Origin of the sequence: Halomonas sp. YLB-10 (assembly GCF_003856855.1) — a bacterium.
Taxonomy (GTDB): Bacteria; Pseudomonadota; Gammaproteobacteria; order Pseudomonadales; family Halomonadaceae; genus Halomonas; species Halomonas litopenaei.
This window is the reverse complement of record NZ_RRCU01000008.1, coordinates 145,718-163,367: the sequence shown is the minus strand read 5'-3', so window position 1 is coordinate 163,367 and position 17,650 is coordinate 145,718. Positions and strand designations below refer to the sequence as shown.

Annotated in this window: 15 protein-coding genes and 1 pseudogene; 8 read left to right on the top strand and 8 right to left on the bottom strand. The window is 64.7% G+C overall.

Going from position 1 to position 17,650, the window contains the following annotated elements:
* Positions 1 to 311: 311 nt before the first annotated feature.
* Positions 312 to 776 carry a hypothetical protein gene (locus tag EBB56_RS17810; RefSeq protein ID WP_108131184.1) on the top strand — a complete coding sequence of 155 codons (465 nt, stop codon included), beginning with the start codon at positions 312 to 314 and terminating at the stop codon, positions 774 to 776.
* 27 nt (positions 777 to 803) lie between these two features.
* Here the strand turns inward: EBB56_RS17810 and EBB56_RS17805 are convergent, their stop codons facing one another.
* From EBB56_RS17805 to adhE, 4 genes are all read right to left on the bottom strand, one after another.
* Positions 804 to 1,175: a DnaJ family domain-containing protein gene (locus EBB56_RS17805; RefSeq protein WP_108448480.1), complete on the bottom strand. Its 372-nt coding sequence runs from the start codon at positions 1,173 to 1,175 to the stop codon at positions 804 to 806.
* A gap of 106 nt (positions 1,176 to 1,281) precedes the next feature.
* The gene (locus EBB56_RS17800; protein ID WP_108131186.1) at positions 1,282 to 2,682 is read right to left on the bottom strand and encodes an amidase; all 1,401 of its coding nucleotides are present in this window, start codon (positions 2,680 to 2,682) and stop codon (positions 1,282 to 1,284) included.
* A 118-nt stretch (positions 2,683 to 2,800) separates the two neighbouring features.
* Complete coding sequence (locus EBB56_RS17795) at positions 2,801 to 3,739, bottom strand: helix-turn-helix domain-containing protein (protein ID WP_045991363.1); 939 nt, start codon at positions 3,737 to 3,739, stop codon at positions 2,801 to 2,803.
* A 274-nt stretch (positions 3,740 to 4,013) separates the two neighbouring features.
* Positions 4,014 to 6,797: a bifunctional acetaldehyde-CoA/alcohol dehydrogenase gene (gene adhE / locus EBB56_RS17790; protein WP_124804960.1), complete on the bottom strand. Its 2,784-nt coding sequence runs from the start codon at positions 6,795 to 6,797 to the stop codon at positions 4,014 to 4,016.
* Positions 6,798 to 7,342: 545 nt separating this feature from the next.
* On the opposite strand from adhE, the gene EBB56_RS17785 reads away from it, so the two are divergent.
* From EBB56_RS17785 to EBB56_RS17770, 4 genes are all read left to right on the top strand, one after another.
* Positions 7,343 to 8,806 (top strand): aldehyde dehydrogenase family protein, encoded by a 1,464-nt coding sequence (locus EBB56_RS17785; RefSeq protein WP_108131189.1) that lies wholly within the window; start codon positions 7,343 to 7,345, stop codon positions 8,804 to 8,806.
* 165 nt (positions 8,807 to 8,971) lie between these two features.
* Positions 8,972 to 9,169, top strand: a complete 198-nt coding sequence (locus tag EBB56_RS17780; RefSeq protein WP_045991360.1) for a hypothetical protein — start codon at positions 8,972 to 8,974, stop codon at positions 9,167 to 9,169.
* Positions 9,170 to 9,343: 174 nt separating this feature from the next.
* A complete protein-coding gene (locus EBB56_RS17775; protein ID WP_240184196.1) occupies positions 9,344 to 10,093 on the top strand; it encodes a carbonic anhydrase in 750 nt (249 codons plus the stop codon).
* Between the two features lie 185 nt (positions 10,094 to 10,278).
* Positions 10,279 to 11,028 (top strand): hypothetical protein, encoded by a 750-nt coding sequence (locus EBB56_RS17770; protein WP_052704223.1) that lies wholly within the window; start codon positions 10,279 to 10,281, stop codon positions 11,026 to 11,028.
* A gap of 235 nt (positions 11,029 to 11,263) precedes the next feature.
* On the opposite strand, the gene EBB56_RS17765 is transcribed toward EBB56_RS17770, so the two are convergent.
* Entirely contained in the window at positions 11,264 to 12,109 is an 846-nt protein-coding gene (locus EBB56_RS17765) for a Tim44 domain-containing protein (protein WP_045991358.1), read from the bottom strand.
* Between the two features lie 138 nt (positions 12,110 to 12,247).
* On the opposite strand from EBB56_RS17765, the gene EBB56_RS17760 reads away from it, so the two are divergent.
* Positions 12,248 to 12,829, top strand: coding sequence for an isochorismatase family protein (locus EBB56_RS17760; RefSeq protein WP_045991357.1), 582 nt, complete (start codon positions 12,248 to 12,250; stop codon positions 12,827 to 12,829).
* A gap of 124 nt (positions 12,830 to 12,953) precedes the next feature.
* On the opposite strand, the gene yaaA is transcribed toward EBB56_RS17760, so the two are convergent.
* Together yaaA and EBB56_RS17750 are read right to left on the bottom strand one after the other, a co-directional pair.
* Entirely contained in the window at positions 12,954 to 13,730 is a 777-nt protein-coding gene (gene yaaA / locus EBB56_RS17755) for a peroxide stress protein YaaA (protein WP_045991356.1), read from the bottom strand.
* Between the two features lie 170 nt (positions 13,731 to 13,900).
* Positions 13,901 to 14,926 carry an NADP(H)-dependent aldo-keto reductase gene (locus EBB56_RS17750; RefSeq protein WP_124804959.1) on the bottom strand — a complete coding sequence of 342 codons (1,026 nt, stop codon included), beginning with the start codon at positions 14,924 to 14,926 and terminating at the stop codon, positions 13,901 to 13,903.
* A gap of 258 nt (positions 14,927 to 15,184) precedes the next feature.
* Between EBB56_RS17750 and EBB56_RS17745 the strand changes: the two are divergent.
* Positions 15,185 to 15,640, top strand: a pseudogene (locus EBB56_RS17745) (tetratricopeptide repeat protein); the annotation flags it as partial.
* 336 nt (positions 15,641 to 15,976) lie between these two features.
* Positions 15,977 to 16,483, top strand: a complete 507-nt coding sequence (locus tag EBB56_RS17740; protein WP_108131597.1) for a hypothetical protein — start codon at positions 15,977 to 15,979, stop codon at positions 16,481 to 16,483.
* A gap of 187 nt (positions 16,484 to 16,670) precedes the next feature.
* Here EBB56_RS17740 and EBB56_RS17735 read toward each other — a convergent pair whose 3' ends face one another.
* Entirely contained in the window at positions 16,671 to 17,639 is a 969-nt protein-coding gene (locus tag EBB56_RS17735; RefSeq protein ID WP_124804958.1) for an NAD(P)H-quinone oxidoreductase, read from the bottom strand.
* Positions 17,640 to 17,650 lie beyond the last annotated feature (11 nt).

The window sequence follows — 17,650 nt, the reverse complement described above, 5'->3', positions numbered from 1 at the left end:
CGTCGGTGAGCCTGACCTGCGGCCGTCTGATACCGTCGGATTAGTGTGCTGAAACGATCGCGGCGTCAGGGTGGGAGCGCGGGGTGACAAAGTTGCCGGCTATCATCGGCGGAGCCCTATTTGGGCGCTGTCCGAAAAGTCGACGAGCGAAGGTTAGACAAGGCAAAAATCGGTGAGAAAGCGCAGTTTACGGAGTGTAAATGAGCATTTTGATCCGATTTTTAACGCCGTATTACCGAGTGCAGGCACTTTTCAGACAAGCCCTAGGCAAAGATGTCCGCTGTACTCGCTCGAATCACCAGGAAACCGCCGTGACCCCGTATTCAAGAAGTGCTCTCGCCTGCCATGCACTGGCGACCCTGATTCTGATCGCCTTCGGCCTGGTCTATCTCGGCAGCAGCGAGTTCATGCCCTACCACGCCGCCGCCATGGGGCTCGACTGGGCGTCGGTCGCTCCAGGTACCCGGCAGGTCCTGCTGGCGCTGATGCACGCCCTGGGGGGCGCCTGTCTCAGCGTGGCGCTGCTGGTCGGTGTGCTGCTGTGGGGGCCGTTTCGGAAGGGGGCTGCCTGGGCGACCTGGACGGTGCCGCTGGCCGGCTTTGTGCTGTGCGCGACCTCGCTCTACGCCCAGGTCGGGGTGGCCCTCAGGACGCCGGCGTCGCCGCCCATGCTGCCGGTCATCGCCGCCGGTGTCTTGCTGGCGCTGGGGCTGTGGCGGTCACGGCGCTGGCGCCAACGCGACGTCCCGTTGCACACCCGGTCGGACTCACGCTAGCACACCGTACTGACGGTAACCGCAGGGTCAGTCTCCCTCCCACTTCTCCAGCAGCCGGTCATGATAGCGCCCCAGCTCAAGAAGCCGACTGGCACCCCGCCCGCTTTCGCCAAGCCGTGCGCGCAGAAGACGCAGGCGTTTCTCGCAAGCGCTTCGCTCGGCGGCTTCCTGTGTCTGCGCCAGCAGGTCTTCCACCTCACGAATCTCGCGCTGAAGCTGAAGCTCCGGGGGCAGATAGCCTGAGTTCTTCAGCAGTCGGTAGCCTGCCCGCAGCGCCTCGGGAATCATGCTGTCGTCGTCGAGTTCGATGGGCTTGCCGTGATCCGGCAGGTCGTCGAAGGCGCCTTCCTGCTGCGCCTTCTGGATACGTGCCTCGGCCAGTTGGTCGAGCAGGGACATGGGAGCACCTCGTGGCGTAAAGCGGTCCTGTTGACCCGACTTTAGGCCATCGGAGCGCTCCCATCACCCGCCAGCGGGAGCCATCAAGAGAAGGAAGGCGCGAGGGCTACAGCTCTGGATGTCGACGATGCCAGTCGGTGACCTGCTGGAAGGCCCAGCCAGCGCGTACCAGCATCGCTTCATTGAACATCGGTGCGATGAACTGGAAGGCGATGGGCCCGCCCTGCTGGCTGAAGCCCGCCGGCAGGGTAATGGTCGGGTGCCCGCTCAGGTCGAAAGGACAGGTATAGCGCAGCATGCCGGAAAACAGCGCTTCATCCTCGCCGAACTTCTCCATGAACGCCATCGACGGGGCGGCGTAGGCGGTGACCGGGGCGATCAGCAGGTCGATACTGGCCAAGAGGCGATCGACCCGGCCCTTGAACTCGGCCCGGCGCAGCAGTCGTTGCTGGTGGTCCATGGCGCTCTGGGCGCGGCCCAGGTCGATCAGACCAGCAAGACCAGGGCCGTACGCTTCGCGCTGGCTGGGGAAGGTCTCGGCATGGGCGACGGCGGTCTCCACGCCGCACAGTGGCGCCCAGTCGAATACCGCCTGCTGGGTGTCGGGGAAGTCGATTTCCTCGATCACTGCACCGAGCTGTCCTAGCGTGGACACGACCTGTTCGAGGACGCCGCGGGTTTCGTTATCCACCGCTTCGATGGCCCAGTGAGGGTCGAGCCCGATACGCAGGCCCTTCAGGCCCCGTGTCATGCCGGCCAGGTAATCCGGCACGGCGAGGGGGACGGCGGTGGGGTCACGTTCGTCGGCACCGGCAATAACGCCAAGCAGCGCCCCTGCGTCGGCGGCGCTGCGGGCGATCGGCCCGATGTGGTCCATCGAGGCCGCCAGCTCGAAGGCGCCGTGTCGGCTGACTCGGCCCCAGCTCGGCTTGAGGCCGGTGACGCCGTTGGCGGCCGAGGGGAAGCGAATCGAGCCACCGGTGTCGGTGCCCAGCGAGCCAAAGCACAGCCCGGCGGCGGTGGCCACGCCGGAACCGCTGGACGAGGCGCCTGACCACAGGGCCTCGCCCCAGGGGTTGGTGGGCGGCGTGATGTCGGGGTGGTGATCGGCGAAGGCGCCTTCGGTCTGCTGCAGCTTGCCTAGCAGCACGGCCCCGGCCTGGTCGAGGCGTGTGACCACGCTGGCCGTTTCCCGGGGCACGTGGTCACGGTGCAGGGGCATGCCGTGGGTCGTCCGGGTCCCCGCTGTCCACAGCAGATCCTTGACGGCCACTGGAACACCCTGAAGCGGCCCCTTGTGGATGCCAGCGGCCAGATCGCGGTCCGCCTGGGCGGCCTGTTCAAGTGCACTGTCGGCCATGACGGTGACAAAGCTGTTCAGGGTGGTATCGACGCTGTCGATTCGCTCGAGCATGGTTCGAGTGACCTCGACGGCGCTCAGTTCCCTGGACTGGATTCGACGGCCGACCTCGATAAGGCCGTCAAAGTGCAGCGGATGGTCTGTCATTGTTGTCATCCTGATGGTGAGAGAAGACGCTCACCTTCAGGGTAGGCAGGGCGAGGGACTCAGGTTTGCCTGAACGGGCCAAGCGGTGGCCCGAGAGGGCCAGAGCGAGCTGGTGGGGTCACATCGTCTCGGGTGCGTGGCGACCTGCTTGCAGCAAGGTAGAGGGCGAATGACCGTAGGCCTGACGGAAGCTTCGGCTGAAATGGGAGACACTGGTGAAGCCATGCTCCAGGGCGACCTCGGTGACGCTGCGGATACCACCTGCCCGCAGGGTGGCGCGACTCTGCTCCAGGCGAATCGCCCACAGTGCTGCCATGGGGGTGTGACCGTGCTGAGCGAACAGCCGGGTGAGGGTGCGCCGAGAGACATGGTTGTCCCGGGCGATGCGATCGAGGCTCAGGGACGGGTCCTGGTGCTGTTGTTGCAGGTAGTGACAAAGGCGTCGGTAGAGCACGTCGTTGCGACTGTCGCCAGCGCCGCCCAGCCCCTCGAGCACCAGAGCCGCCAGATCGACCATCGCCTCGCCGAGCCCGATCGACGAGGCTTCGGCGTCTAGCCGGGCGCCGTCTCGGATCAACGCCTTCAAAGAGGTGGCGCCGGGCAAGGTCGCCGGGATAGGTCGCGCGGTCAGCGGCTCGGTGGAGGTCAGGCGACGCATCAAGGGCGCCCGAGGAAGGCGCACCAGATGAAGCGCGCTGGCGCTCAGGCACCATTCGAACGGGCGGCAGGCATCGTACAGCACCAGGTCGCCGGGCCCGATGGCGATCCGCCGCTGATCCTGGTCGAGTCTGGCCGTGGCGTTCTCGAGAAAGCCGAGCCACAGGTCATCGTCGCTGTCGCGGGACAGGTGGTGTGACTGCCGGCGCCAGCGGTGGGAAGAGGCGGCCATGGTACTGATGGCGACGTCGCCGTATTGCCTGATGTTGAGGCTGCCATGGAAGGGCCGTTCGTCGAGGCATTGGCTGTCGGCTGGAATGCAGTGGCTGCAGACGACGTCGTGCCAGAAGGCGAAGCGCTCTCGGGAGTCGATCTGTCGGGTGGTAAAGGCGGCCGTCATGCAGGTGTCCTTCCAGGCGGGGCGGCCACAGGGTCTCAAAATGGACATTGATGCAGCCATCGTCCCGACACTATAGCGCAGGTATAGCACAGGCATAGCGCAGGCGGGTTTGGCGGCGGCATGCACGCCGGTTGGGCCCTTAGCGCAGGGGATAAGCACTGGTGACTGTTTGCGAGACGCAACAGCCCCCGCGAGATCGCTCTCGCGGGGGCTGTGGTCGTGGCGGGACCCCTTTCGATCAAGCCCTGCCAAGGGCTCTGGCGCTAGCTTGGGCTCAGGCGTCGGCCTTCTCCTTCTTCGCCTTGCGGCCAGCCGCCTTGCCGGCGGGTGTGCTCGCTTCGTCCCTGGCGTTCTGTCGGGCCTTTTCCGGGGCCTTGTCAGGGGCATTGGCAGGCGTCCGAGCAGGCGCGCGCGCTTCGCTCTTCTTGATCACGGTGGTGCCGGCGAATGTCTCACCCTCCACGTAGACCTCGCCGTAGTAGGACGCCCGCAGCACTTCCTTGAGCTCGCTGATCAAGGGGTAGCGCGGGTTGGCGCCGGTGCACTGGTCATCGAAGGCCTCCGCGGCCACTTCATCGAGCTTGGCCAGGAAGTCGGCCTCGGGGACGCCGGCGTCCTTGATCGAGGTGGGGATGTCCAGGTCGCGCTTGAGCTCATCGAGCCAGTTGATCAGGCGTTCGACCTTCTGGGCGGTACGGTCACCGGCCTGGGACAGCCCCAGGTGATCGGCGACCTCGGCGTAGCGGCTGCGCGCCTTGGGCCGGTCGTACTGGGAGAAGGCAGTCTGCTTGGTCGGGTTGTCGTTGGCGTTGAAGCGCACCACGTTGGTAATCAGCAGCGCATTGGCCAGGCCATGGGGCAGGTGGAACTCGGCGCCAAGCTTGTGGGCCATGGAGTGGCACACGCCAAGGAAGGCATTGGCAAAGGCCATGCCGGCGATGCTGGCGCCACTGTGGACCTTCTCGCGGGCCACGGCGTCGCGCTCGCCCTCACGGTAGCTGGCCGGCAGGTATTGCTTCAGCAGCTTCAGCGCCTGCAGCGCGTGACCGTCGGAGAACTCGTTGGCCAACACCGAGACGTAGGCCTCCAGCGCGTGGGTCACGGCGTCATAACCCCCGAAGGCGGTCAGCGATCTGGGCATCTTCATCACCAGGTTGGCATCGACGATGGCCATGTCCGGGGTCAGCTGATAGTCCGCCAGCGGGTACTTGATGCCGGTGGCGTCGTCGGTGACCACCGCGAAAGGCGTGACCTCGGAGCCGGTTCCGGAGGTGGTGGGGATGCAGACCAGGCTGGCCTTTTCGCCCATGGTGGGGAACTGGTAGATCCGCTTGCGGATGTCCATGAAGCGCATCGCCAGATCCTGGAAGTGCACGTCCGGGTGCTCGTACTTGACCCACATGATCTTGGCGGCGTCCATCGGCGAGCCGCCACCGAGCGCCAGGATCACGTCGGGCTGGAAGCTGGCCATGGCCTCGGCGCCCTTGTCGACGATCGACATGGTGGGGTCGGCCTCGACGTCGTAGAAGGTGTGGACCTCCATGCCGAGTCCCTTGAGCAGTGCCATCAGCTCATCGGCGTAGCCGTTGTTGAACAGGAAGCGGTCGGTGACGATAAAGGCGCGCTTCTTGTCATTGAGGTCGGTCAGCGCCACCGACAGGCTGCCGCGACGGAAGTAGATCGATTCGGGGAGCTTGTGCCACAGCATGTTTTCCGCCCGCTTGGCCACGGTCTTGGTGTTGATCAGGTGCTTGGGACCGACATTTTCGGAGATCGAGTTGCCGCCCCAGGAACCGCAGCCGAGGGTCAGCGAGGGCGCCATGTCGAAGTTGTACATGTCGCCGATGCCGCCGTGGGAGGTGGGGATATTGACCAGGATGCGCGCGGTCTTGAGGCGGTCGCCGAAGTAGCGGATACGCGACTGCTGAGTGTCCTGGTTGGTGTAGAGCCCTGAGGTATGGCCGATGCCGCCAAACTCGACCATGGTGCAGGCCTGGTCCACCGCGTCCTCGAAGGAGCTGGCGCGGAACATGCCGAGCGTCGGTGACAGCTTCTCGTGGGCAAAGGCGTCGTCGATGCTGACCCGCTCGCCCTCGCCGATCAGGATCTTGGTGTCGGCGGGCACCTCGATGCCGGCGAGCCCGGCGATGGTCGCCGCCGACTGGCCGACGATGGCGGCGTTGAGCGCGCCATTTTTCAGAAGCACCTGACGGACCTGGTCGGCCTCGTCGGCGGACAGCAGGTAGGCCGCGTGGGAGGCGAAGCGTTCACGTACCTCGTCGTAGACCTCGTCGAGCACGATCACCGCCTGCTCCGAGGCGCACACCACGCCATTGTCGAAGGTCTTGGACATCAGGATCGAGGCCACCGCGCGCTTGATGTCCGCGCTCTCGTCGATCACCACCGGCACGTTGCCGGCACCCACGCCGATGGCCGGCTTGCCCGAGGAGTAGGCCGCCTTGACCATGCCGGGGCCGCCGGTGGCCAGGATCAGGTTGATGCCCTCGTGCTTCATCAGGGCCTCGGACAACTCCACCGAGGGCTGGTCGATCCAGCCGATGATGTCCTGTGGTGCACCGGCAGCCACTGCCGCCTCCAGCACCAGCTTCGCGGCGGCGTTGGTGCAGTGACGTGCGCGCGGGTGGGGCGAGAAGATGATGCCGTTGCGGGTCTTCAGCGAGATCAGCGCCTTGAAGATGGCCGTGGAGGTGGGGTTGGTGGTGGGGATGATGCCGCAGATCAGGCCCACCGGCTCGGCGATGGTCATGGTGCCGGCTTCATCGTGGGTGGCGATGACGCCGCAGGTCCTGTCGTCCTTGTACTTGTTGTAGATGAACTCCGAGGCAAAGTGGTTCTTGATCACCTTGTCCTCGAGCACGCCCATGGCGGTCTCTTCTACCGCCTGGCGGGCCAGCGGTATGCGGGCCTGGTTGGCGGCAAGCGAGGCGGCGCGAAAGATCGCATCGACCTTCTCTTGAGAGAAGCTGGCAAAGACCCGTTGCGCGGCCTTGACCCTGGCGACGAGAGCGTCGAGTTCAGCGAGGTTGGTAACAGCCATCATTGGCCTCCAGTAACATGACAAAGGAAAGAAAAAGCGACCTGCGAAACCTCCTTGGCGTGTGCAGTGCCTGTTGCTCGGAGCTGGGCATGTGCCTGGCTCGGGCGTCGGCGAGCCTAGGGCTTGGGCGTCGGCGAGCGTCGGGCTCGGGCGTCGGCGGGCATAAGGCTCGGGCGTCGGCGAGCATAAGAAGCAAAGCGGCTTGAAAAGTGGCTTGATGTCTTCCCGTCGAGATTCAGTCTATGGCTGTCTCGATTCAGCTCTGCTGACAGGGGTCAGTTTTGTCGCCGGTATTCCGCTGATTCGAACATCATGATGATCGCAAGCATCAGCTCAGCCTATCCGTGGGCTGGGGTAGGGAGGGCGCTTCAGCCGAGCCCCCTGTGGAGGAGGAGAGGTAGACTCCACCTCGGTCAGGAGAGGCCATTGGCAATAATGTCAGGACACAAATCGTCACTCCGACGGGTCTTGCGACCCGAGTGATGGTTGACTAGCCTCGTGTGACGATAGTTGGACGAAAGCTATACGGAGCGAAAGGAGTCGTTATGTGGAGCCTCAAGGATCTTCATCTGCAGCCGATCGCCGGTGAATGGAGGGCTGGAAGTTCCGGCGAGTCGCTCAAGGTGATGGACCCCTACCACCAGAAACAACTGGTGGAGATCACCCAGGCAGATTGCTCCGACGTCGAGCATGCCTTTGATGCAGCCGACCGAGCGCAACGGCAGTGGGCGGATACCAGCGCTACCCACAGAGCGGCTGTACTGCGCCGTGTCGCCGAACTGATGGAAGAGCGCAAGGATGAACTGGTCGAGTGGCTCATCCGCGAGTCGGGCAGCACTCGCATCAAGGCCGAACTCGAGTGGAACAATGCCTGGGAGATGTCGCTCGAAGCCGCCGCCATGGCCACTCGCGTGCAAGGTACCACTGCCGCTTCGAGCGTCCCGGGCAAGGACCATAGGGTCTATCGCAAGCCGCTGGGCGTGATTGGCGTGATCAGTCCCTGGAACTTTCCCTTCCACCTGACCCAGCGCACCATCGGCCCCGCCCTTGCGCTGGGTAACGCCGTGGTGCTCAAGCCTGCCAGCGATACCCCCTTGACCGGTGGATTGCTGCTGGCACGGCTTTACGAGGAAGCGGGGCTGCCAAAGGGGCTCCTCAGTGTTCTGGTTGGTGCCGGCAGCGAGCTCGGCGACCCGCTGGTCGGACATCGGCTAGCCAAGCTTATCTCCTTCACCGGTTCCACCGAGGTGGGCCGACAGATCGCCAAGGGGGCGGTCGGCGGAGAACATATCAAGCCAGTGGCACTGGAACTCGGCGGCAACAGTCCCTTTGTGGTGCTCGATGACGCTGACATCGATCGGGCCGTACGGGCGGCGGTGGTCGGCAAGTTCATGCATCAGGGCCAGATCTGCATCGCCATCAACCGTATCATCGTCGATGCGTCGATCCACGACGCCTTTGTCGAGCGCTTCGTCGAGCGGGTCAAGGGGCTCAAGGTCGGGGACCCCTCCGACGCAGATACCGTCATCGGACCGATCATCAACGATCAACAGCTAGACGGGCTGAAGGACACCATCGACAGGGCCCGGGAGTCTGGTGCCCGGGTGGCGCTCGAGGGCTCTCTTGAAGGCCCTTGCCTGCATCCCTGGGTGTTCAGCCATGTCAGCGAGGAGATGGACCTGGCCTGCAACGAGATATTTGGTCCGATCGCCGGCATCATCAAGGCCGACGGTGAGGCCGAGGCGATACGCATCGCCAATGCCACCGAGTATGGCCTCTCCGCAGCGGTCTTCAGCGGTTGTCCGGCGCGCGGCGAACGGGTGGCACGCCAGATAGAGTCGGGAATGGTGCACGTCAATGACATGCCGGTGAACGACGAACCACACATGCCGTTCGGTGGTGAGAAGAATTCCGGGATCGGCCGCTTCAACGGCGACTGGGTGCTGAACGAGATGACAACCGTGCAATGGGTCAGCGTCCAGCACGAGCCTCGCGACTATCCCTTCTGATGGATTCCTCGGATACGGTGCGAAGCGCGTGCCGCCTGCTAGAGTCAAGTAGACTTAGGGTTGTGACTTGAACCCTCTGTGAGCGTCCCTGGACCCTGGCCAGGGTCAACCGACAGCGCTAGGGTGAAAGGGAATCACGACCAACGTCTTAGACAAGGAGATGTTATGAAAAACAGCATGATGCGTCGTTTCGGAATGGCTTTCGTGATCGCGATGATGGCGGGTGGTCTGGCCGCCTGCGAAGAGGAAGGCCCTGCCGAGCAGGCCGGCGAGGAAATGGATCAGGCGGTCGAGGATGCCGGTGAGTCCATGGAAGACATGGGCGAAGAGATGGAAGAGTCGGCCGAGGAAGCCACCAACTGATGTAACAGGCTTCACCGTCAGCGGCGCTATGCCGAGAGAGGCAGCGTGAAGGACGGGTCTGCTCACACTGACCTTGTGGGTCGGTGATGTCGCCTGTCTTCGCCGCTGAGGAGTATCAGGATAAGAGGTCTGTCCCCAGGGGCAGGCCTTTTCTGTGTGCAACGGAGTTGTTTCATGATCAAGCGGATCAAGATCGCGGCGGCACTGAGCGGCCTGATGATGTCCCAGGCAGTGATGGCCGCCGCGCCCGAAACGTCACACTGGTCCTACACGGGAGACACGGGACCTGCCTACTGGGCTGACATCGACGACGACTTCAGTATGTGTGGCCTGGGTCGCAACCAGTCGCCCGTCGATATCGATGGCGCTATCGATGCCGAACTTCCACCGCTACAACTTGACTACGCGACCACCGGGACCAGGGTCTTCAACAATGGCCACACGGTGCAGGTAGCCTCCCCCGAGGGCAACACGCTGACGCTTGATGGGGATCTCTTCATCCTGCAGCAGATGCACTTTCACGCGCCTTCCGAGCACACGGTAGACGGACGCCGGTTCCCGCTGGAAGCGCATCTGGTGCACAGCGACAAGGACGGCAACCTGGCGGTAGTCACGGTGCTGTTCGAGGAAGGCGAGGAAAATGCAGCATTGCGCTCGCTTGCCGATAGCCTGCCAGATACCGCCGGTGAACGTGCCGACGTAACCGATACCGTGAACTTCACGCAGATGTTGCCGGCCCAGCATGACTACTATCGCCTGAACGGTTCCTTGACCACTCCACCCTGCTCCGAAGGCGTCCGCTGGGTGATCATGCAGAGCACGCAGGATATTTCATCTGATCAGGTCGAGTCGTTCTCTGCTGCGATCGGGGACGCCAATAACCGGCCGCTGCAGCCTCTGAATGCCAGAGTGCCACTCAAGTAGTTCCGTCGCTCGACAACACCTTGTCACATGGTGATAAGCATCGCTCCCGGACGTCGTCGGCGCTGCTGCGCTGGGTCCGGGCCGGCACTTGCATGGCATCATTGATGCCGTCGGTACTAGCCAAGTCGCGATTGTCACTCTAATGTAAACGGGGAAGTTACAAATTTTTCTCCTGGAGGTGCTTCATGAAGCAAGGAATGTTTCGTCGTCTGGCCCTGGCCAGCGCTGTGGCGTCCATGATGCTGGTACTGGCGGGTTGCGAGGACGACGCGGCCGAAGACGCTGGCGCTCAGGTGGACGATGCACGCGAAGCGGTGGAAGAGCAGGCGCAGGAGACCGCCGCCGAAGCGGAGCAGTTGGCCGAGGACGCCGGAGAGGCGATGAGCGAGACCGCCGACGATGCCGAGCAGGCGATGGATGAAGCCGCCGCCGAAGCGGAGCAGCAGGCCGAGGACGCCGGAGAGGCGATGAGCGAGACCGCCGACGACGCTGAGCAGGCGATGGATGAAGCCGCTGCCGATGCCGAACAGCAGGCCGAAGAGGCGGAGCAGGCGATGGATGAAACTGCTGCCGACGCTGAACAGGCGATGGATGAAGCCGCCGCCGATGCCGAGCAGCAGGCCGAGGACGCCGAGCAGGCGATGGACGAAACCGCTGCCGATGCCGAACAGCAGGCCGACGAGGCTGCCGCAGGAGCCTCCAACCTGGTCGACGACGCTCAGGAAGCGCTGGGTGATGCTGCCGATGCCGTGCAAGAGCAGGCCAACGAGGCCATGGAGGGCATGAGCAATCTGGCAGAGGACGCCCAGAATGCCCTGAGCGATATGGCCGGTGACGCCGAACAGGGGGCCGATGCGGCTGCCGAGAGCGCGGGTCAGGCGGTCGAGGAAGCCGGTGACGAGGTCGAGCAGGCGACCGACGAGGCGGCCCAGTAAGTCGAACCTTCTGGTCGGGGCTTTTGCGCCGGGCGTCGGTTCTACAGGCTCGGTTTCTTCAGGCTTGGCGCCTTCATGGCGCCTTCATGGCGCCTTCAGACGCACCCACCGGCCCTTGAGCCCGTCAGAAACACAAAAAGGCCGAGATCCAGGATCTCGGCCTTTTTGTGTTGCCTATCTGTGGTCTGGGTGGCCATCACTGCCCGCCGCTGAGGGCGGCAGGCAGCGACGATGATCAGCCGTTCTGCTCGATGCCCTGGATGTACCAGGGGGCATCGTCACGCATTTCGCGGATCAGGTGCCAGGTCTCGTTGAACTCGGTTTCGCTGCCGTTTTCCTTGAGCACGCCGTGGAACAGCACCCGCGCCTCGGCCTGGTTGGCGAACTCCTGAACGCCGCCGAGCTCCGCAAACAGGCGCACGATTTCGGTCTGGTTGTTGGCCGGCTCCTGGGCCCGCTGTTCGCGCAGCAGGTTGTAGAGTTCCGGCGTCACGTACTCCTGGATGCGCGGCAGGTCGTTGTTGTCCCAGGCCCGCTGCAGGGTCATGAAGTGCTCCTTGGCACCGCCGAGGAAGCGTTCACGGTCGAACCAGGCGGGGTCTCCCTGAGGCCCTCCGGTCTGAGTGCCTGCGCTGTGGGCACCGAGACCTCCGGCGGAGCCTGGCATGTTGAACGGTGAGCTCTGGTGCTGTTCACGGTGCATGCCGGATGAACCGCCTCCCGCCGATGCGGTGGCCGTGCGCCGCCGTGCCAGCAGCTTGAACAGCAGGAAGGCCGCGCCTGCCATCAGCAGCAGGTCGACCATGCCGAGGCCATCGAAGGCGCCGCCGAAGAACAGCGCGCCGAGCAGGCTGCCGGCCAGCAGACCGCCGAGCATACCGCCCATCAGGCCGCTCTTCTTGCCGGCGGTCGGGGCGGCGTTGGGACGAGCGGTGTTCTGTGACTGGGTCGCACTGGGGCTGGCCTGGCGCGAGTAGGAACCAACACTCTTGCCGCCACCCAGGCGGCGGGCGTCGGCGCTGTCGACGGCAAGGCCGAAGCCCATCACGCCGACAAGGATCATCACGAGAAGGTGACGCATCGAAGACATCTCCGTAGTTCGGCCTGCATTGGCCAGTCTGGGCCTTTGACCCTGGTGGTCAGAGGCACGTCGCTCGTCCATTCTAGCGATAACGGGCGCCGCGGGAAGCCGTGTACAACGAAAAGTCGAGGAGACCCCATGCTGATCGAACGTAGTGACAGTCTGCTGCTGGTGGTCGACGTGCAGACGGCATTGATGCCGGTGGTGGAAAGAGGGGATCAGGCGATCACCGAGATCGGCTGGCTGGCGGCCGTGGCAGAGCGCCTGGAGGTGCCTGTGTGGGTGACCGAGCAGTATCCTCAGGGGCTCGGGGCGACCGAGCCGCGACTGAAATGTGCCCTGCCACAGAGCACCCGCTGGTTCACCAAGAGTCACTTCAACGCCTGCCGGGAGCGCGATATTGCACAGGCCTTCGAGGCGGCTGCGCCGCGTCAGGTCGTGATTGCCGGGGCCGAAGCCCATATCTGTGTGCTGCAGACGGCACTTGGCCTGCTGGAACGGGGTGTCGAGCTGTTCTGGCTGGTCGAAGGCTGCGTCAGTCGCCGCAGCGATGAAGCGAGACTTGCCGGCGAGCGCGCAAGACAGGCCGGCGCCTGGCAAGTCAGCGCCGACATGGTGGCCTACGAATGGCTGGAACGCTGTGACGACGCGACCTTTCGCGAGGTGCATCGTGAACTGCTGCGCCCCAGGGCGTCCCGGCCGCTGCGGCTGGCGCCCTGAGGATCACAGCTGGCGCGCCAGCCAAGCCAGACAATAAAGCCACGCCTTCATGATCGCTGAAAGGTGGCACCGTGCACCGTCTGCGGCGCACGGACGAGCGCTACCGGCGTAGCGGCGGCGCGACTCAGGCGGGGTTGTCGCGGGTGAACACCAGGGTGCCACCCTCGGACTCGGCGGCGTTGAAGCGGTACCCGGCCACGTCGAAGTCCTTGAGCCCTTCCTTGTCGTCCAGGCGTTGCTGGATCATCCAGGCGGCCATCAGTCCCCGGGCCTTCTTGGCGTAGAAGCTGATGATCTTGTAGCGATCGTTCTTCCAGTCCTTGAACACCGGGGTGACCACTTCGGCCTTGAGCTTTCTGGCATCGATGGCCTTGAAGTACTCGTTGGAGGCCAGGTTGACCAGCACAGGTGTTCCGCTCTGTGCCACCGCCCGGTCGAGCTCCTCGGTCAGCAGCGGCTTCCAGAAGGCGTAGAGGTCCTTGCCCTTGGCGTTTTCCAGACGGGTGCCCATTTCCAGGCGATAGGGCTGGATCAGATCCAGCGGGCGCAGCAGGCCATAGAGGCCCGACAGGATGCGCAGATGATCCTGGGCGAAGCGGTTGTCAGCTTCATCGAAGGCGTCGGCCTGCAGGCCGACGTAGACGTCGCCCTGGAAGGCCTGGGCGGCGACCTTGGCGTTGTCCGGAGTGAACGGGGTCTGCCACTGACCGAAGCGCGCCGCGTTGAGTCCGGCGATCTTGTCGCTGACGCCCATCAGCTCCGAGATGCGGGCCGGGCTGTAGTCGCGCAGGATGTCGATCAGCTCGCGGGAGCGGTCGAGGTAGTCGGGCTCGCTGTGGATATCGGTGGTGGCCGGGGTCTCGAAGTCCAGCGTCTTGGCCGGAGAGATCACGCTGAGCATGGGCGTGCTCCTGATGTCAGGTAGGGAAAATTGGCAAGTGGCCGTCATTGTACCAAGCCCCGCCGCCGCTCGGGACGAGGGCGAGGCTATGGACGCCATAGTAAAGAGGGCATGCCTGCCGGCAAGGGCAGGCGTTGTTCTTTGCTTGAGGCCGAGGGGGCGAGGCCGCTTCAGGGGCTGGGGTTGGGCAGCCTGTGATGGATGGCCTCGATGCCTTCGATGACTTCGTCGGCCAGCACCAGGGACTCCGAGGCGAGGTTGCTCTCGAGCTGCTCCATGGTGGTCGCGCCGATGATGTTGCTGGTCAGGAAGGAGCGCGAGTTGACGTAGGCCAGCGCCATCTGGGCCGGGTCCAGGGCGTGCTCGTGGGCCAGTTCGACGTAGGCGCGGGTGGCATCGATCGCCTGATCGGAGCTGTAGCGGCTGAAGCGGTCCCACAGGGTCAGGCGGGCGCCAGGCGGACGGGCGCCGTCCAGATACTTGCCCGACAGCACACCGAAGGCCAGCGGCGAGTAGGCCAGCAGTCCCACCTGTTCGCGGTGAGCGATCTCTGCCAGCCCCACCTCGAAGGTCCGGTTGAGCAGGTTGTAGGGGTTCTGTATCGAGGCGACCCGCGGCAGGCCCAGGGTCTCGGCCAGTTGCAGGCAGCGCATCACGCCCCAGGGTGTCTCGTTGGACAGACCCACGGCACGTACCTTGCCGGCATCGACCAGTTCCTTGAGGGCCGACAGTGTCTCTTCCAGATCGGTGGCCTGCTCGTCCTCGTCGTGGGTATAGCCCAGGCGACCGAAGAAGTTGGTCGAACGGTCCGGCCAGTGCAGCTGGTAGAGATCGACGTAGTCGGTGTTCAGGCGTGCAAGGCTTGCGTCGATGGCCTCATGAAGATGGGCGCGAGTCAGGCGAGGTCCGCCGCGGATGTGCTTGATACCGGGGCCGGCAGCTTTGGTGGCGATGACCACGTCGTCGCGGCTTTGGCGGCCCTTGAGCCAGGAGCCTAGATAGCTCTCGGTCAGTCCCTGGGTGTCGGCCTTGGGCGGCACCGGGTACATCTCGGCGGCGTCGATGAAGTTGACGCCGAAGGCCACCGCGCGGTCGAGCTGGGCCTCGGCCTCGGTGTTCTGCTCGCCGAAGGTCATGGTTCCAAGGCACAGGCGACTGACGTCGATGCCGGTGTTGCCAAGGGGACGGATCTGCATGGGGACTCATTCTGGTAGGCCTTTGTCAGGGGCGCGCAGCGCCGCCGCCGGACCGTTTTTGCTGCAAAGCATCGAGATGGTACCTTTGGCCGATAGGGGTCGCCAAATCCCGGGGGTTGAGTCCGTATCGGGCCAGGCGTATGCTTGCCACCCCGTTGCCGCGGAGGAGTCCGTGGCACCGTCGATTCAACAGGAGATCGCCCGCGACACAGGAGGTGTCCGGTCCGACTTCCATCCTTTGGACTCAAGGTTGTTGCCATGCAGCAGGCATCGTCACTGAAGACGCGGCTCGAGTACCGTCTGGCCCAGCAGTTGTTTCACACTCGCTGGTTGCCCCGCTCGCCGCGAACCCAGAGGCTGACCATGCGTCTGTTTCAACGCTGTGCGGACGCCGGGCACCCGGCAGCACTGTCGTTGTACGGGCACATGCTGTTTCACCGGTCACGGGCACCCCAGGACAAGGCACGCGGCGCTCGCTACGTGCTGCAGGCCGCCCATGGCGGGGACGTCAGGGCGCAGTACCAGGCAGGCCAGATCCACGAACATGGCTGCGCGCTGTACCCGGCGCGCCACGACCACGCCGTGACCTGGTACGCCCGGGCCGGGGAAGCGGGTCATGCGTTGGCGGCGGCGCGCCTGGAGCGCGCCTACCGGGATGGTGAGCTGTCGCTACCGGTGGATCCAGAGCGTGCCGCCTACTGGGCGGTGCTGGCTTCGGCAGGGCAGGCCTCGTCAGGACAGCCTTCGTCAGGGCAAACCTTGGCACGCCAGGCCTCGCCAGGTTCGGCCAATAGCGCCCTGGCCAATGGACAGCCTGTTCCGGGGCAGTCCGCCAGGCAAGACGGTGTCACGCTGGACAAAGCGGAAGCCCAACAGCGACACTAGAGGTATCAGGCGCGGCGGTTGGGTCGCGCACGGGTCCCGGTGAGGCCGAGACGAGCGGCGGTTCAGGATTCCCTGGCCGCCGCTGGTAGTTTGGGCCTCGGGTACGGTTTTCGTTGTCGGGTGACGTCGGGGAGGCGTTTTGGCCGACTGTCACGACGAGGTTTGCTGCCTGTGGTGTTACCGACTCTGCTGGATATCGAAGCCTCTGGATTCGGGCGCGGCAGCTACCCGATCGAGATCGGCCTGGCGCGGCCGGACGGCAGCTGCTGCGCCTTTCTGATTCAGCCCCTCGAGGAATGGACCCACTGGGATCCCAAGGCCGAGCTGCTGCACGGGATATCCCGGGCCCGGCTCGAGCGCGAGGGCTATCCGGTACGTCACGTCGCCCGTTGGCTTAACGATGAGCTGCACGATATCGGCATCGCCTACAGCGATAGCTGGGGGTACGACAACACCTGGATGTCGCTGCTGTTTCACCACGCCGGCATGATCCCCGCCTTCCGCCTGGAAGCGCTGCGGCGGTTGCTCGACGAGACCCAGATGGCGATGTGGAGCGACATCAAGGAGTCGGTGATCGAGGAGCGGGGCATCCAGCGCCATCGCGCCGGCGAGGACGCCCGGCTGCTGCAGCTGACCTTCGCCCGCACCCAGGAGCTCAGCGCGCGCCGCTGACGCTCACTGTTTATCACTCTCGCTGACGCTCACTCTTTCTCGCGTTCTTTCTCGCACTCTTTGCTTCGCCATGGCGCCGCTCTCTATGGAGCTGTTGGGAGCCTGCCTACCTAAACAGTTACCCACAGCCGGTCCGGCTGACCGTCTGTGGATAACGTATGCGGGTGTGAACCTTCAGGGAGCGAGATCAATCGGCGGCGACACGCAGCAGCAGCTTGCCGGTGTTGGCATTGTCGGCGAGGTGCTGGTGGGCGGCCTCGACCTCCTCGATGGGCCAGTCGGCGTCGATCAGCGGAGCGAGTTCGCCGCGCTCGAGCCTTGGCCATACGTGGCGAGCGAGTTCACCCAGAATCCTGCCCTTGTCTTCCGGTGACCTGGCCCGCAGGGTCGAGCCGATCAGGCGCTGGCGCTTCATCAGCAGGCGGCCGATATCGAGCTCGGCGTGGCGTCCGCCCATCAGCCCGATCACCACCATTCGTCCGTCGGCGGCCAGCACCCGTTGATTGTCGGCCAGATAGCTGGCCCCCACCGGGTCGAGGATCAGGTTGACCTCGCCGAATGCCTTGACCGCCTCGACGAAGCTGCCCTGGTGGCGGTTCCAGCCCGCCCTGGCACCCAGCGACAGGCAGCGCTTGAGCTTTTCATCGCTGCCCACGGTGACAAAGCAGGGGTGACCGAACTCGCGGCACAGCTGGATCGCGGCGGTACCGACGCCGCTGGCGGCGGCGTGCAGCAGCACCTGCTCGCCTTCGGCGAGTTGGCCTTCGATGAACAGGTTCAGCCAGGCGGTGGCGTAGACCTCCGGCAGGGCGGCGGCCTCGCGCAGGCCAAGGCCATCGGGCACCGGCAGCACCTGGCGTTCGTCCACGCAGACCTTCTCTGCGTAGCCGCCACCGGCGAGCAGCGCGCACACTTGCTGTCCAACCTGGAGCTTTTCGACCTCGGGGCCGAGCGCCACCACGCTACCGCTGACTTCCAGTCCCAGCACCTCGGAGACGCCTGGGGGCGGTGGGTACTGACCGGCGCGCTGCATCAGGTCGGCGCGATTGACGCCGGCCCAGGCCACCTCGATATGCACTTCTCTGGCCCGGGGGGCGGGGAGATCGTCGGTGGACCGCCAGATCAGGCGGTCGCCGTCTTGCTGCATGGCGTACATCGGACATCCTC